This window comes from Streptomyces sp. NPDC023573 (assembly GCF_055559735.1).
Genome location: NZ_JBVHKB010000010.1, coordinates 261,020 through 275,938, shown reverse-complemented (window position 1 = coordinate 275,938; position 14,919 = coordinate 261,020). Strand labels below are relative to the sequence as shown.

Genomic DNA, 14,919 nt, shown 5'->3' with positions numbered 1-14,919 from the left:
CCGGGTGCTCTCGTGGTGGAGGCGGGCCCGGGCCGACGTCAGCGGCCGGCGTCCAGGCGGGGTATCTCGATGGCCGGGCAGCGGTCCATCACCATGGAGAGACCGGCGGCGCGCGTGCGCCCGTACGCCTCCTCGTCGATCACTCCGAGCTGGAACCAGACCGCCTTCGCCCCCACCGCCACCGCCTCGTCGGCGACACCGCCCGCCAGGTCGCTGTTCACGAAGACATCCACCACGTCGACCGGGAAAGGTATGTCCGCCAGCGAGGCGTACCCCTGTTCGCCGTGGACCGGCTCCGCCTTGGGGTGGACGGGCACCACCCTCTTGCCGAAGCGCTTGAGGACCTCGGCCACCCCGTACGCCGCGCGGGAGCGGTTGGTGGACAGACCGACCACCGCCCATGTGTCGCCCGTGTCCTGGAGAATCCTGCGAACCGTCTCATCGTCTGCGTACATGCCCTGACAACGGACGGTCCCGCCGGACCATTCCCCACGGGAGGGTGAAAGCGCGGGACGGTCCGGCGCATAGGGTGGACCGATGCAGGAGCAGTACCGGACAGTCGCCCGCGCGGGCGTGCACGAGACCGAGGTCAGCCGATCGCGCTTCCTCTGCGCGCTCGCCCCCGCCGCCACCGAGCAGGAGGCGCAGGAGTTCGTCGCGCGCGTCCGCAAGGAGCACCCCACCGCCAACCACAACTGCTTCGCCTACGTCATCGGCGCCGACGCCTCCGTGCAGAAGGCCGGTGACGACGGGGAGCCCGGCGGAACGGCGGGCGTCCCCATGCTGCAGATGCTCATGCGCCGTGAGGTGCGGTACGCCGTCGCGGTGGTCACCCGTTACTTCGGCGGCGTCAAGCTCGGAGCCGGCGGACTGATCCGGGCGTACGGAGGAGCCGTCGGCGAGGCGCTCGACGCGCTGGGCACGACCACCCGCCGCCGGTTCCGCCTCGCCACCGTCACCGTCGACCACCAGCGGGCGGGCAAGCTGGAGAACGATCTGCGGGCCACCGGAGTGGACGTCCGCGACGTGACCTACACGGAGGCCGTGACCATCGCCGTCGGGGTGCCGGACGCCGACGTCGACGGCTTCAGGGCCTGGCTGGCGGACGCCACGGCAGGCTCCGCGACGCTCGAACTGGGCGGCGAGGCGTACGGGGATGTCCCAGGCGGATGAGGGGTCCGGGGCCGCGCGGCATTAGCGTGGTCGGGCCGGCCGCGGAAAACCGCGGCGGGTGGCGTGCGGACCGGTCCGGTCCCGGGGGCGGAGGAAGTGGAACATGCGGGTCGGAGCAGCCGGAGTGAAGGCATGAGGATTCTGCACACCTCGGACTGGCATCTGGGGCGGTCCTTCCACCGCGTCTCCATGCTCGAGGCCCAGGCCGCCTACCTCGACCACCTCGTCGGGACGGTGCGCGAGCAGGCCGTCGACGTGGTCGTCGTGGCGGGCGACGTCTACGACAGGGCCGTGCCGCCGCTCCCGGCGGTCGAGCTCTTCGACGAGGCACTGCACCGGCTCGCCACCGCCGGCGTCCCGACCGTCATGATCTCCGGCAACCACGACTCGGCCCGCAGACTCGGCGTCGGTGCCGGGCTGATCGCACGGGCCGGGATCCATCTGCGCACCGACCCCGCCGACTGCGCCACCCCGGTCGTGCTGCGCGACACGAACGGCGACGTGGCGTTCTACGGCCTCCCCTATCTGGAACCGGCTCTTGTCAAGGACAGCCTCGGTGCCTCGAAGGCGGGGCACGAAGCAGTCCTGACCGCGGCCATGGACCGGGTGCGGGCCGATCTCGCCGCCCGGCCTGACGACACCCGGTCCGTCGTGCTGGCCCACGCCTTCGTGGCGGGCGGCGAACCCAGCGACAGCGAACGCGACATCACCGTCGGCGGTGTCGCCGCCGTCCCCGCAGGAGTCTTCGACGGCGTCGACTACGTCGCACTCGGCCACCTGCACGGCTGCCAGACGGTCACGGAACGCGTGCGCTACTCCGGATCACCCCTCGCGTACTCCTTCTCCGAGCACACACACCGCAAGACGATGTGGCTGATCGATCTGGGCCCCGGCGGGGACCTGACCGCCGAACGCGTCGACTGCCCGGAGCCGCGCCCCCTGGCCCGGCTCCGCGGACGCCTCGGCACACTGCTCGAGGACCCGGCCCTCGAACGGCACCAGGACTCCTGGGTGGAGGCCACGCTCACGGACCCGTCGCGGCCGGACGAGCCGATGGCCCGCCTGACGGAGCGCTTCCCGCACACCCTCAGCCTGGTCTTCGACCCCGAGCGTTCCCCGCAGGACCCCCACGCGTCGTACGCCCAGCGGCTGCGGGGACGTGACGACCAGCAGGTGGCGGAGGACTTCGTGGCACATGTACGCGGCGGAAGCGGACCCAGCGCACAGGAACGGAAGGTGCTGCGTGCCGTCTTCGACGACGTACGGGTGACCGACGGAGTGGACGAGGTGTCCCGTTGAGGCTGCACAGGCTCACCCTGACCGCGTTCGGACCCTTCGGCGCCCCTCAGGAAGTCGACTTCGACGCACTGTCCTCGGCCGGCATCTTCCTGCTGCACGGTCCCACCGGCGCGGGCAAGACGTCCGTCCTCGACGCCGTCTGCTACGGCCTGTACGGCGCGGTGCCCGGTGCCCGGCAGAGCCCCGGCACCTCGCTGCGCAGTGACCACGCGCCGGTGGACCTGACGACCGAGGTGTGCCTGGAGCTGACCGTCGGAGGGCGCCGCCTGGAGATCACCAGACGGCCCGCCCAGCCCCGCCCCAAGAAGAGGGGCGGCGGCTTCACGACCGAGAAGGCACAGAGCTGGCTGCGCGAGTACGACCCGGAACGCGGATGGAAGGCTCTCAGCCGCTCCCACCAGGAGATCGGCGAGGAGATCGGCGGCCTCGTCGGGATGAGCCGGGACCAGTTCTGTCAGGTGGTGCTCCTGCCGCAGGGCGACTTCGCCCGGTTCCTGCGGGCCGACGCCGAAGCCCGAGGAAAGCTGCTCGGCCGGCTCTTCGACACCCGCCGCTTCGCCGCCGTCGAGGAGCGCCTGGCCGAACTGCGACGCGCGGCCGAAGCCCGGGTCAAGGCGGGGGACGAGCAGATCCTCGCGCTGGCCCAGCGCATCGCCCAGGCGGCCGGCCCGGCGGGGGACGAGGCGGCGCCGCCGGACGCGCGGCCGGGCGAGCCCGGTCTCGCCGAAGGGGTCCTGCGATGGGCCGCCGTCGCGCGCGGCGGAGCCGCTGAGCGGGCCGATATCGCCAGGTGCGCCCTGGATGCGGCCGAGGGCAGGGCCGCAGCCGCGCGCAGCGCACTCGAATCCGAGCGTGAACTCGCCCGGCTCCAGCAGCGCTACGAGGAGACCCGGCGCCGTGCCGCGGGGCTGGAGGACCGCCGGGCGGAACGCGACCGCTGCCACGAACAGCTGGCCCGTGCACGCAAGGCCGACCTGGTCGCGCCGGCGCTCGACCTGCGCGACGAGGCGGAGCGGGCCCATCGCACGGCTGTCGAGGCCCGCGAGCGGTCCCGCGCGGGGCTGCCTCCCGCACTATCCGAAGCGGGCTTCGAGCAGCTGGCGGGCACGGAACGCGGACTGCGGGCCGAGCTGGGCGCACTCGACTCCGCACGCCGGGCCGAACGGCGCAGCCGGGAGATCGACACCGAACGCTCCCGCCTGGAGCGGCAGTCCCGCTCCGACGACGAACTGGTCCAGGAGGCGGCACAGTGGCTGGCAGGCTGGGACGCCACTCACCGGAGCCTCAGGGAACGCGTCGAGACGGCGCAGGAGGCCGCGACCCGCGCGGAACAGCTGGCCGGCCGCCTCGAACCCGCCCGCAGGAGGCTGGAGGCGGCACGCCGCCGTGACGCCCTCGGCCTCCGCGAGGAAACCGCGGCGGCGGCCCTGACCGCGGCCCGCGAACGTGCTGTTGACGCGCACGAGAAGTGGCTGACGCTGCGGGAGCAGCGGTTGCGGGGCATCGCCGCGGAACTGGCGGGTCAGCTCGTCGACGGCGTCGCCTGTACGGTGTGCGGCTCGGCGGAGCACCCCGAGCCGGCCCGTGCGGAGGCCGGCCACGTGGACCGTGCAACGGAGGAGGCGGCGCTCGCCGCCCACCAGCGGGCGGACCGGGACCGTGCCGAGGCGGAGAACGAGCTGGGGGTGGTGCGCGAACGACTGGCCGCTGCCCGGGCGGAGGCGGCGGACCCGGAGGACGTGGACGGGGTCACAGGGCCTGCCGTCCGATCAGAGGCCTCCGTGGCCGGACTGCGGGCCGTCGTCGACCGCCTGACCCAGGAGCACGCGGAGGCGCACCGCCTGGCCGCCGGGACGCACGCGGCCAGGGAAGCGCTCGCCGTCGCCGAGCGTGAGCAGCTCGGCCGCCTCGACGACCGGCAGCAGGCCGAGCGGCGTGGCGCGGCACGTACCTCGCAGCGGGAGGCCCTCGACCGTGAACAGTCCGCTCTGGAAGCCGAGTTGGTGAAAGCTCGGGGTGACTGCGGTTCCGTGGCCGAACATGCGGGGCTCCTGGAGCGCCGTGCCGGGCTGGTGGCCGACGCCGCCGAGGCGCTCCGTGCGGAGCAGGACGCGGCGGAGCGGCTCAAGGAGGCCGACGGCAGACTCGCCGACGCCGCCTTCAAGGCCGGCTTCGCCACCCCGGAGGCCGCCGCCGCGAAGATCCTGGGCGACACCGCCCAGCGGGAGTTGCAGCATCGCATCGACGCCTGGCAGACGGAGGCCGCCACGGTCGCCGACCGACTGGCGGAGGAGGACGCCCGGGCCGCCGCCGGCCGGCCGGCCGCAGACCCGGACGCGGCTCAGGAGGCGTACGACCGGTCCGCGAGGATGCTGCGGGACAGCGCCGCCGTGCACGCCGCCGCCGAGGAGCGCGGCGCGGAGCTCGCCCGGCTCTCCCGCCGCGCGGAGGAAGAGGTCCGCGCGGCGGGCCCACTGCGCCAGGAGCACGAGAGGGTGGCCCGCCTCGCCGGTCTGACCGCGGGCACCTCCGCGGACAACGAACGCAAGATGCGGCTGGAGGCGTACGTGCTGGCGGCCCGCCTCGAACAGGTGGCCGCCGCGGCGACGGCCCGCCTCCAGCGGATGTCGGCCGGCCGCTACACGCTGGTCCACTCCGACGAGCGCAGCGGGGGCCGCAGGGCGGGGCTCGGACTGCACGTCGTCGATTCCTGGACGGGCCGGGAGCGCGACACGGCCACGCTGTCCGGCGGGGAGACCTTCTTCGCCTCGCTCGCCCTGGCGCTCGGCCTCGCCGACGTGGTGACGGACGAGGCGGGCGGAGTGCGCCTGGACACGCTCTTCATCGACGAGGGCTTCGGCAGTCTGGACGACCAGACACTGGACGAGGTGCTCGACGTCCTGGACTCGCTGCGCGAACGCGACCGCAGTGTCGGCATCGTCAGCCATGTCGCCGACCTGCGCCGTCGCATCCCCGCCCAGCTCGAGGTGGTGAAGGAGCGGCACGGCTCGGCGGTGGTCCACCAGGCGGCCGGAGCGCTCAGCGGCTGATCGCCCGACGGGGGAGGGGCGAGGAGTGGACGACGCTGGTCGTCACGGAGCCGAGGGCGCCGATCCTCCCCGTGACCTCCTCCAGATGACGCATCGACCGCGCGGTCGCCTTGGGGCCGGAGCGGCGCACCGCCGACCCCCTCACCGCGCCTGCGGGTGCTGAGCGGGTCAGGGCGTTCTCACGTGCCGAGAAGTGCGGCGAACACGCCCGCACCGTCGTCCCCGGCGGGCAGGCCGCTGACCTGACCGTCACCGACCTCCACCACCCGCCACGCACCGTCCTCCCGCAGCGCCATGTCGGTGGTCACCCACCGGCAGCCGAGAACACGCACGGCCTCGCCGACGGCGTCGAGGGCGGGCGCGGGGAGCAGGCCCGGAGTGTCCGGATGAGCCGTCACCCGCACCGCCTCGCCGTCCACCCACCACACCCGCGCCTCCCCGCCCGGCACGAACCTTTCGTACGCACGCAGCACCACACCGCCGGCCAGGAAGTCCCCCTGCAGTTCGACGAACCGGCCGACGACGCGGGCCAGTCGTTCCTCGTCCCCCAGATCCGGGACGAAGCACGCCTCGTCCCACTCGTGCTTACGGGACTTCACGAAGTCCTTGACGATTCCCGGGCCGGAACCGAGACCCCGGGCGAGGCCCGCCCACACGGACGGCTCCGGCAGCGCCTCACCGGCGGCCAGGGCACGCCAGACGCTGAGCGGGGTGAGCTCGGTGAACACCTCGTACCAGCCGGGGAGTTCATGGGCGGCGCGGTAGGCGGAGGCGTCGGTGAGCAGCGAGCAGCCACGGGCGGCGAGCGCGTGCTCCAGCTCCGCGTAGCGGGCGGGCGGAATCATCCAGCCCCGGTACCAGTACGGACCCGAGTCCCGCGGCACCCGGCCGACGGCGCTCTCCGGGTCCCCGGCGAGCAGCGCGTCGTGGTCGACCAGGGTGGTCCGCGCACCGGCGCGGACCGCCGCGGCCGCCTCCTGGGCGAAAGTCGGATCGGAGTGCCGCGGCCGCAGAGGGTCGCGGCAGAACAGGAAACCGGGCGCAGACATGGGACATCGTCCTTCGGGCTGTCGGTGGGGAAAAGGGGCGTGCGGGGACCGGTGGCGCGCACCGGGCCCCCGCACCGCCGGGATCAGAGCCTGGACAGCTCCTCCACGAGGTCGTCCAGGCCGAGCGACCCCTGCGACAGGGCCGCCATGTGCCAGGCCTTGAGATCGAACGCGTCGCCGTGAGCCTTACGCGCGTTCTCCCGGCCCAGCAGCCAGGCGCGCTCGCCCAGCTTGTAGCCGATGGCCTGCCCCGGCATGGAGAGGTAGCGGGTCAGCTCGCTCTCCACGAAGTCGGCGGGCCGGCCGCTGTGGCTGCCGAAGAACTCCTCGGCCAGAGCCGGTGTCCACCGCTCACCGGGGTGGAACGGGGAGTCGCCGGGGATCTCCAGCTCCAGATGCATGCCGATGTCCACGATCACCCGGCAGGCGCGCATCATCTGCGCGTCCAGATAGCCGAGGCGGCGCTCTGCGTCGGGGAGGAAGCCCAGTTCGTCCATGAGCCGCTCGGCGTACAGTGCCCAGCCCTCGGCGTTGGCGCTGACCTGGCCGACCGACGCCTGGTAGCGGGACAGGCTGTCCGCGACATGCGTCCACTGCGCGATCTGCAGGTGGTGGCCCGGCACGCCCTCGTGGTACCAGGTGGACACCAGGTCGTACACGGGGAAACGGGTCTCACCCATGGTGGGGAGCCAGGTGCGGCCCGGCCGTGAGAAGTCCTCCGACGGCCCGGTGTAGTACGGGGCGGCGGCCCCGCCCGCGGGAGCGATCCGGGACTCCACCTTCCGGACCCGCTCGGCGAGCTCGAAGTGGGTGCCGTCGAGCGCCTCGATGGCCTCGTCCATCAGGCTCTGCAGCCAGGCCCGGACCTCTTCCACGCCCTCGATGTGCTTGCCGTGCACGTCGAGATGGGCGAGGGCCTCCCAGGGACCCGCGCCCGGGACGATCTTGTCCGCCTCGGTCTTCATCTCGGCCAGCAGCCGGTGGTATTCGGACCAGCCGTAGGCGTACGCCTCGTCGAGATCCAGGTCCGTGCCGTTGAACTGGCGTGCCCAGCGGGCGTAGCGCTCCCGGCCCACCGTGTCGGGGGCACCCTCGATCGCGGGGGCGTAGACGTCCCTCATCCAGTCCCGCAGGGAGACCAGGGCCCCGGTGGCCTGCCCGGCCGCCTCGTCCAGCTCCGGGCGCAGTGACGCGGGGCCCCCGGCCACGAAGTCCTGGAAGAATCCGCAGCCGCCGTCCTCCCCGGCCCAGGTTCCCAGCTGGCCGATGAACGTCGCGGCCGGACGCGGGCCGCCGTAGAGCTTGCGCTCCAGGCCGAGGGCGAGCGAGGCGCGGTACCCCTCGAGAGCCGCGGGCACAGCCCGCAGCCGGTCCGCGACCGCCGCCCAGTCCTCGTCCGTCGCCGTCGGCGTCGCCGAGAACACGTCGCGCAGGCTGTGCGCGGGGGAGTGGATGTTGGAAACGGCCCGCAGCCCCTCCTCGGCCTCATGGACGGCGAGTTCGGCCGTCAGGCGCTCCCGCAGCAGGCGCGCGCACCGCCTCTCCTCGTCGGTGTCCGCGCCCGGTACCTGCTCGGCGGCGTCGAGCTTCCCGAGGGTGCTGCGGATGAGCCCGGCCATGGCGGCCTGGCCTGCGGGCGAGAAATCGGGCAGCCGGTGGGAGCTTTCCGCGACACCGAGATAGGTACCTGTGATCGGGTCGAGTTCGATATACGCGTCGACGTAGGCGTCGGCGACCTGGCGCGGCAGTGCGCTGCTCGATGTGTCTGACATGTGGGACATCCTCGTACGGAGAAGGGCTCCGCGTCACGGGGAACAGGACTTCGGGATCACGCGCCGGTCGCCGGCGGCATCAGCGGACCGCACTCCCACTGCTGGAAGATCAGCCGGGTCTCCACGCGTGCCACCTCGCGGCGTGAGGTGAACTCGTCCAGCACCAGGCGCTGCAGGTCCGTGGGGTCGGCGACGGCCACATGCACCAGGTAGTCGTCGGGGCCGGTGAGGTGGAAGAACGCCCTGGACTCGGGCAACGCCCTGATCCGTTCGACGAAGGGGCCGATGAGCTCCCTGCGATGGGGCCGGACCTGGACCAGCAGGAGTGCCTCCAGGCCCCGGCCGAGCCGCGCCGGATCGAGCCGCAGCCGGTGCCCGAGGATCACACCGGACCGGCGCAGCCGTGCCACCCGGTCCAGACACGTGGACGGGGCCACTCCGACTTCCGCGGCCAGCTCCCGGTACGTCGTCCGCGCATCGTTCTGCAGCAGTCGCAGAATGTGCAGATCGACCGGATCGAGAGCGACGGATTCAGGCATCGGGCGAACGTAGCACGGCGATGTGGTGCCCCAGGCCGGTTCCTGTTCAGGCTGGTGACATGGACACCGAAGCCTCCTCGCTGACACCCCAGCCCTCCTTCCGGTCCAGGGCGCTCGCCACCGAAGCCGTGCACGCCGGACGCGACGACCTCGCCTCTCTCGGCCTGCACGCCGCGCCGATCGACCTGTCCACCACCTATCCCTCGTACGACTCCCGGGGCGAGGCCGCGCGCATCGACGCCTTCGCCACCACCGGGGCCAGGCCCGAAGGGCCGCCCGTCTACGCACGGCTCGACAACCCGACGACGGGGCGCTTCGAGACGGCACTGGCCCGGCTGGAAGGCGCGGCCGGCGCAGTCGCGTTCGCCAGCGGGATGGCGGCGCTCACCGCCGTCCTGCTGGCCCGCGCGAGCCTGGGACTGCGCCATGTGGTCGCGGTGCGGCCGCTCTACGGCTGCAGCGACCACCTGCTCAGCGCCGGACTGCTGGGCACCGAGGTGACCTGGACGGATCCGGCGGGCATCGCCGACGCGATCCGCCCGGACACCGGCCTCGTGATGGTGGAGACGCCCGCCAACCCGACGCTGGCCGAGATCGACATCAGGGCCGTTGCGCACTCCTGCGGCTCCGTGCCGCTCCTCGTCGACAACACCTTCGCCACGCCCGTGCTCCAGCGGCCCCTCGAACACGGGGCCCGGATCGTGTTGCACAGTGCCACCAAATACCTGGGCGGTCACGGCGATGTGATGGGCGGAGTCGTCGCCTGCGACGAGGAGTTCGCCGCGACGCTGCGCCAGGTACGGTTCGCCACCGGCGGCGTGCTGCACCCGATGGCCGGCTATCTGCTGCTGCGCGGACTGTCCACGCTGCCGGTGCGGATCCGGGCCGCGTCGGCCTCCGCCGCCGAACTGACCCGCAGGCTCTCGGCCGACCCCCGCGTCGCCCGCGTGCACTACCCGGAGGTGGGCGGCGCGATGGTGTCCTTCGAGGTGTTCGGAGATCCGCACCGGGTCATCGCGGGGGTCCGGCTGATCACGCCCGCCGTGAGTCTCGGCAGCGTGGACACCCTCATCCAGCATCCGGCCTCCATCAGCCACCGCATCGTGGGTGAGGGAGACCGGAGGGCCACCGGTGTCGGTGACCGTCTGCTGCGCATGTCCGTAGGGCTCGAGGACGTCGAGGACCTCTGGGCGGATCTGTGCCAGGCGCTCAGTGACCGAAACGCTGTTCCGCCGGCGGCGCGAACTGCTGGACAGGAGCCTCGGCCAGCCGCGCGGTGATCACCAGGGTGCCTTCCTCGATCTGGTAGTCGAGAGGCAGCGAGAGCGCCCGCATGGCGGCCACCATCCCGGTGTTGTGGGCCTGCGTCACGGCGTAGACGCTCTCGCAGCCCGCCTCGACGGCCAGGGCCACCAGCCGGCCGAGAAGCTCGGAGCCGATGCCGCGGCGCTGCCAGTCGTCCTCGACGAGGAGGGCGACCTCGGTCTCGTCCCCGTCCCAGAGCAGATGACCGAGCGCCACCAGCCGGCCGGAGGCCGTCTGTACGGCGAGTGTGCGGCCGAAACGAGGGCTGAGCAGGTGGTCCAGATACCTGTCGGCGTCACGGACCGGACCGTGGTACCGCAGGCCGAGGGTGTGCTCGGAGCAGCGGCCGTGCATGGCGAGGGCCGCGTCGAGGTCACCGTGGTCCGCGCGGCGCACGGTGATCTCGTTGCCCTCCGGCAGCGTGAGGACGTCCTCGCTGCGGGGGACGCGCGGGCCGAGCCGCGCGTCGAGCTCGACCAGCGCCCGGGCGCGGGCGAACTCCGTCGGGGTGAAGGGGAGGTAGGGACGCTCCACCGTGATGACACCGCCCGACGGATCGCGCAGCCTCATCACCGTCTCCTCCAGGACACCTTCCACCGGTGCGCTCTCCCCGGTGGGGCGGCCGGTGACGGACAGCGCGGGCAGCGAGTGGATGGTGCACCGTCCGAGGAGCTGGCGCAGGGCCAGCGGGAGTTCGGCCGCGTCCAGCGCGGTGCGGGTGGCGAGGCCGAGGACCCGGGTGGGCGTGTCCACCAGGTCGTGGGCGTCCGCGCGCTCGATCCAGGTGGCGGACCCGCCGGCGGCGGAGATCTCCCGGGTGAGCTGCTGGGCCGGCAGCGTCGCGGGCGCCCGCAGCAGGAACTCGTCGACGGTGCCCTCGGCCAGCGGGTGGGTCTGCAGCGTCAGGATGTCGATCCGGTGACGCGCCAGGACGATGCAGAGGGCGGCCAGGGCGCCCGGTGCGTCCCGCACGGTCGTCCGCATCCGCCAGAGCACCGTTTCGGCGGGCTCGTCGGTGTCCACGGCCTCCTCGGTGTCCGCGGACGAAAGCTCCGGGCCGGTGCCGGTATCGGTGTCCGGGGGTGGCGCGTGGCTGTGCCGCCGTGCCCACCATGTGTGGAAGGCGGCCGTGGCGATTAGAGCCACGGCCGACGCCATGAGCAGATAGGGGCCGTCGGGCTGGTGCCCGATCAGGTTGGCGATCGCGTCGGCCACGGCCACGGCTGTGAAGAGGGCGGCCAACTCGATCAGGTCCCGCCGCCAGTGGTGCGGACGGCGGGCACTCTTCGCGGATGTCACATCAGTCATGCCCTCACTGTGACCGAACGGTGTTGCCTGATCACGAACGCATTGTGACTGATGGGTTACGTGTGGATCTGGTCGTCTTCAGCACCTTTTTCATTTCCTCGTCCCGCACCGCGGAGGCCCCGTCCGGGACCGGTGTCCGCCGGGCCGTCGAGCTCACTGCCCGGTACGCCCCGGCTGCAGCACCTTGCTGAACAGCACCGAGCCGCCCTGGGCCCGGAGCCGCACGGTCAGTTCCCCGCTCCCGCCGTCGATGTCGACCTCTCCGAAGAACTGCGGCTGCTCCATGGGGGAGACGTTCTGCCGGTCGGGCGCCCGGACGAAGACCCGCTCCGGGCCGAACGTCCCGTCCAACGCGTTGGCGGGGAAGCTGCCCGCGGCCAGCGGGCCGGAGACGAACTCCCAGAACGGTGCGAAGTCCTTGAAGGCCGCACGCTCGGGGGCGTAGTGCTGGGCCGAGGTGTAGTGCACGTCGGCCGTCAGCCACACGGTGCCGGTGATGCGCCGGTGCTTGATGAAGCGCAGCAGCTCCGCGATCTGCAGTTCGCGCCCCAGCGGGGCGCCCGGGTCTCCCTGGGCGACCGCCTCGATGTCCGTGGCTCCGTCCGGGACCACCAGCCCCAGCGGCATGTCGGCGGCGATCACCTTCCACACCGCACGGGACCGCGACAGCTCGCGCTTCAGCCAGCGCAGCTGCTCGGCGCCGAGGATGCCCTGGGTGTCGTCGGACTGCCTGCCGGGGGAGTTGGCGTTGCGGAAGGACCGCATGTCCAGCACGAACAGGTCGAGCAGCGGACCGTGCCGTACGACGCGGTGCATGCGCCGCTCGTCCGGCGAACCCTGGAGCGTCGTCACGGGGAAGTACTCGCGGAACGCCCGCATCGAGCGCGTGGCGAGCAGGTCCACGTTCTTCTCCGTGTAGCGGACGTCGTCCAGGATCTGTCCCGGATACCAGTTGTTCCGCACCTCGTGGTCGTCCCACTGGATGACGGAGGGGACCTGCGCGTTGAACGCCCGCAGGTTGTCGTCGAGCAGGTTGTACCGGAAGTTCCCGCGGTACTCGTCCAGGGTCTCGGCGACCTTCGACTTCTCCGGGGTCGTGATGTTGCGCCAGATCCGCCCGTCGGGCAGCGTCACGCTGGGCTCGATCACCCCGTCGGCATAGATGTTGTCGCCGCTGCAGAGGAAGAAGTCCGGGTCCAGCCGGCGCATCTCGTCGTACACCCGGTAGCCGCCGATGTCGGGGTTGATGCCCCAGCCCTGCCCCGCTATGTCGCCGGACCAGAGGAAACGCACCCCCTCACGCCGGCGCGCCGGTGCCGTGCGGAAGGTCCCGTACACCGGCTTGCCCGTGCGACGCGGGTCGTGCGGGTCCGCGAGCGTGACGCGGTAGTGCACCTGCTCGCCGGCCGGCAGTCCGTACAGCGGGGTGGTGCCGGTGAAGTCCGTACGGGCGTCGAGCAGCGGGCCGTGCCATGTGCGGGCGCGGCGGAAGGACTCGGTCGCGGAGGTCTCCACCACCATCTGCGCGGGGCGGTCCGAGCGGACCCAGACCAGGGCGGACGACGCCGTGACGTCACCGACCTGCACGCCCCAGGAAGCGCTCGGCCGGCCCGACAGCGCGAACGCGGGGGCCGTGGTGACCGCGGCGGGCACGGCGACCGCCGCCGAGGCCAGGAGCGAGCCACGCAGCACGGCGCGGCGGCCGGGGGCCGGGGCGGGGGGACGGTTCGACATCGATGCGCCTCCATGGGCGAGAGGGCTGCCGGGACAGCGGGGGCCTACAGGCTGGTTGCAGCCCTATGCCTAGTGCCCGGTGGCGGCGTGCACGCCAACCACAGATGAACAACCGGTCAGGCACCGCACCCCGACGCCTCTGTGCCCCGACGCCCTTGTGCCCCGGCGGCCGGGGTCCGGGGCGCCCGGCCGTGCCCTGCCGCCTCGGCCAGGAGCCGGACACCGTCCTGGATGACAGCGGGCGCCAGATGCGCGTAACCGAGCACCAGACGGACCGTGCTGTCGCGTGTCCCGCCCGCCGTGCAGTCGCTCAGCGGACGCAGCGCGATGCCGGCGGCCGCCGCACGCCGCAGGAACTCGTCCTGCGGACCGAATCGTTCCGGCAGCCGGGCGATGATGTGCAGGCCTGCGGAGATGCCGCTCACCTCCGTACCGGGGAAGTGCGCGGACAGGGCCTCCGTCAGGACGTCGCGGCGCTCCCGGTACGCACGCTGACAGCGGCGCAGCTGCCGGTCGTAGCCGCCGCCGGCGACGAAGTCCGCAAGGACCGCCTGGTCGACCGACGGGTTGCCCAGATCCATGGTGCGCTTGCGGGCGACGATGGCGTCGGTCATCGAGGCCGGGGCGATGAGCCAGCCCAGCCTCAGGCCGGGCGCCAGGGACTTGCTGACCGAGCCGGTGTACACGACATGTTCCGGATCCAGGCCCTGCAGGGCCCCGACCGGCGCCCGGTCGTAGCGGAAGTCGCCGTCGTAGTCGTCCTCCATGATCACGCCCGAGGTGCGCCGGGCCCAGTCGAGGAGTTCGCCGCGCCGCCCGGAGGAGTACGCGATGCCGGTGGGGAACTGGTGAGCCGGAGTCGTGACCACGGCGCGCACACCGGAGCGCAGCAGCGGTTCCACCGCCAGTCCTTCGTCGTCCAGCGGCAGCGGAAGCGTCTTCAGGCCGGTGGAGGCGAACAACGAGGCGTGCTCGGGGCTGCCGGGATCCTCGACGCCGATTACTGCCTCGCCGCGCTCGCGCAGGACGAACCCCAGCAGAGTCGTCGCCTGGGCCACCCCCGAGCACACCACCAGCCGCTCCGGGTCGGCCACCACGCCCCGGCGCCTGGTGAGCAGCGAGGCCAGGGCCGCGCGGAGCTCCGGCAGGCCGCGGGGGTCCGGATAACCGAGGGAGCTGTGCGGCAGCCGGTCCAGGACCGTGCGATGGGCCGCAGTCCAGGCACTCCGCGGGAAGAGCGCGAGGTCCGGGGTGCCCGGACGGAAGTCCACCTCCGGCCCGGGCGCTCGCGGTGACAGATCCCGCGCCGCCTTCGCGGCGGGCCGCACCGATCCGCCGACCCAGGTGCCCGCACCCCGGCCGGCGCGGAGGTAACCCTCCGCCGCCAGCTGCTCGTACGCCTCGGTCACCAGGCCGCGCGACACCCCGAGATCGGCTGCTAGCTCACGGCTGGCGGGCAGCCGGGTGCCGGCCGGCAGACGGCCCGAACGCACGGCATCGCGCAGGGCCGACTGCAGCGCGCGTCCTCGTCGGCGGGCGGGGGCGGAGGCGGCGGGGAGCAGCAGTTCCCAGGCGGCTGAAGCGCCCCCGCCCTCTTCGGACGAGGCCGGGCCGCGCGGTGGATTGGTCCCCGAAGAAGTCATGGAAGTGGACCTTAAACGGGACCGTCACGGAACCTAGCGTCGCCCTC

The 14,919-nt window shown here is 72.8% G+C and carries 11 protein-coding genes and 1 pseudogene; 4 read left to right on the top strand and 8 right to left on the bottom strand.

The window, feature by feature from the left end; genetic code table 11:
- Positions 1-38: 38 nt before the first annotated feature.
- Complete coding sequence (locus tag ACZ32T_RS29315) at positions 39-455, bottom strand: CoA-binding protein (RefSeq protein ID WP_467271234.1); 417 nt, start codon at positions 453-455, stop codon at positions 39-41.
- A gap of 82 nt (positions 456-537) precedes the next feature.
- On the opposite strand from ACZ32T_RS29315, the gene ACZ32T_RS29310 reads away from it, so the two are divergent.
- The 3 genes from ACZ32T_RS29310 (at position 538) to ACZ32T_RS29300 (ending at position 5,522) form a co-directional block, all read left to right on the top strand.
- Positions 538-1,173 (top strand): YigZ family protein, encoded by a 636-nt coding sequence (locus ACZ32T_RS29310; protein WP_467369949.1) that lies wholly within the window; start codon positions 538-540, stop codon positions 1,171-1,173.
- A gap of 132 nt (positions 1,174-1,305) precedes the next feature.
- Positions 1,306-2,472, top strand: coding sequence for an exonuclease SbcCD subunit D (locus tag ACZ32T_RS29305; protein ID WP_467369947.1), 1,167 nt, complete (start codon positions 1,306-1,308; stop codon positions 2,470-2,472).
- Positions 2,469-5,522: an AAA family ATPase gene (locus ACZ32T_RS29300; protein WP_467369945.1), complete on the top strand. Its 3,054-nt coding sequence runs from the start codon at positions 2,469-2,471 to the stop codon at positions 5,520-5,522. The genes ACZ32T_RS29305 and ACZ32T_RS29300 overlap by 4 nt, the downstream gene beginning before the upstream one ends.
- On the opposite strand, the pseudogene ACZ32T_RS29295 reads toward ACZ32T_RS29300, so the two are convergent.
- The 4 genes and pseudogenes from ACZ32T_RS29295 to ACZ32T_RS29280 all read right to left on the bottom strand — a co-directional run.
- Positions 5,512-5,634, bottom strand: a pseudogene (locus tag ACZ32T_RS29295) (Lrp/AsnC family transcriptional regulator); the annotation flags it as partial. The gene ACZ32T_RS29300 and the pseudogene ACZ32T_RS29295 sit on opposite strands and share 11 nt — an antisense overlap.
- Before the next feature lie 67 nt (positions 5,635-5,701).
- Complete coding sequence (locus tag ACZ32T_RS29290; protein ID WP_467271224.1) at positions 5,702-6,571, bottom strand: ATP-grasp domain-containing protein; 870 nt, start codon at positions 6,569-6,571, stop codon at positions 5,702-5,704.
- An 83-nt stretch (positions 6,572-6,654) separates the two neighbouring features.
- Complete coding sequence (locus tag ACZ32T_RS29285; RefSeq protein ID WP_467369943.1) at positions 6,655-8,343, bottom strand: DUF885 domain-containing protein; 1,689 nt, start codon at positions 8,341-8,343, stop codon at positions 6,655-6,657.
- A 56-nt stretch (positions 8,344-8,399) separates the two neighbouring features.
- On the bottom strand, positions 8,400-8,882 hold the full coding sequence (locus tag ACZ32T_RS29280) for an Lrp/AsnC family transcriptional regulator (protein WP_467271220.1): 483 nt from the start codon (positions 8,880-8,882) through the stop codon (positions 8,400-8,402).
- A gap of 59 nt (positions 8,883-8,941) precedes the next feature.
- On the opposite strand from ACZ32T_RS29280, the gene ACZ32T_RS29275 reads away from it, so the two are divergent.
- Positions 8,942-10,162: a trans-sulfuration enzyme family protein gene (locus tag ACZ32T_RS29275; protein WP_467369940.1), complete on the top strand. Its 1,221-nt coding sequence runs from the start codon at positions 8,942-8,944 to the stop codon at positions 10,160-10,162.
- Here ACZ32T_RS29275 and ACZ32T_RS29270 read toward each other — a convergent pair.
- The 3 genes from ACZ32T_RS29270 to pdxR all read right to left on the bottom strand — a co-directional run bounded on the left by ACZ32T_RS29270 (position 10,092) and on the right by pdxR (position 14,872).
- Positions 10,092-11,495: a GNAT family N-acetyltransferase gene (locus ACZ32T_RS29270; RefSeq protein ID WP_467271216.1), complete on the bottom strand. Its 1,404-nt coding sequence runs from the start codon at positions 11,493-11,495 to the stop codon at positions 10,092-10,094. The two genes, ACZ32T_RS29275 and ACZ32T_RS29270, sit on opposite strands and share 71 nt — an antisense overlap.
- A 153-nt stretch (positions 11,496-11,648) precedes the next feature.
- Entirely contained in the window at positions 11,649-13,229 is a 1,581-nt protein-coding gene (locus ACZ32T_RS29265) for an alkaline phosphatase D family protein (RefSeq protein ID WP_467369938.1), read from the bottom strand.
- Between the two features lie 116 nt (positions 13,230-13,345).
- Positions 13,346-14,872, bottom strand: coding sequence for a MocR-like pyridoxine biosynthesis transcription factor PdxR (gene pdxR, locus ACZ32T_RS29260; RefSeq protein ID WP_467369936.1), 1,527 nt, complete (start codon positions 14,870-14,872; stop codon positions 13,346-13,348).
- Positions 14,873-14,919 lie beyond the last annotated feature (47 nt).

Bases quoted from the DNA above. Each gene is read 5' to 3' on its own strand.
- ACZ32T_RS29315 (WP_467271234.1), bottom strand. From the start codon at position 455: ATGTACGCAGACGATGAGACGGTTCGCAGGATTCTCCAGGACACGGGC.
- ACZ32T_RS29310 (WP_467369949.1), top strand. From the start codon at position 538: ATGCAGGAGCAGTACCGGACAGTCGCCCGCGCGGGCGTGCACGAGACC.
- ACZ32T_RS29305 (WP_467369947.1), top strand. From the start codon at position 1,306: ATGAGGATTCTGCACACCTCGGACTGGCATCTGGGGCGGTCCTTCCAC.
- ACZ32T_RS29290 (WP_467271224.1), bottom strand. From the start codon at position 6,571: ATGTCTGCGCCCGGTTTCCTGTTCTGCCGCGACCCTCTGCGGCCGCGG.
- ACZ32T_RS29285 (WP_467369943.1), bottom strand. From the start codon at position 8,343: ATGTCAGACACATCGAGCAGCGCACTGCCGCGCCAGGTCGCCGACGCC.
- ACZ32T_RS29280 (WP_467271220.1), bottom strand. From the start codon at position 8,882: ATGCCTGAATCCGTCGCTCTCGATCCGGTCGATCTGCACATTCTGCGA.
- ACZ32T_RS29275 (WP_467369940.1), top strand. From the start codon at position 8,942: ATGGACACCGAAGCCTCCTCGCTGACACCCCAGCCCTCCTTCCGGTCC.
- ACZ32T_RS29270 (WP_467271216.1), bottom strand. From the start codon at position 11,495: ATGACTGATGTGACATCCGCGAAGAGTGCCCGCCGTCCGCACCACTGG.
- ACZ32T_RS29265 (WP_467369938.1), bottom strand. From the start codon at position 13,229: ATGTCGAACCGTCCCCCCGCCCCGGCCCCCGGCCGCCGCGCCGTGCTG.
- pdxR (WP_467369936.1), bottom strand. From the start codon at position 14,872: ATGACTTCTTCGGGGACCAATCCACCGCGCGGCCCGGCCTCGTCCGAA.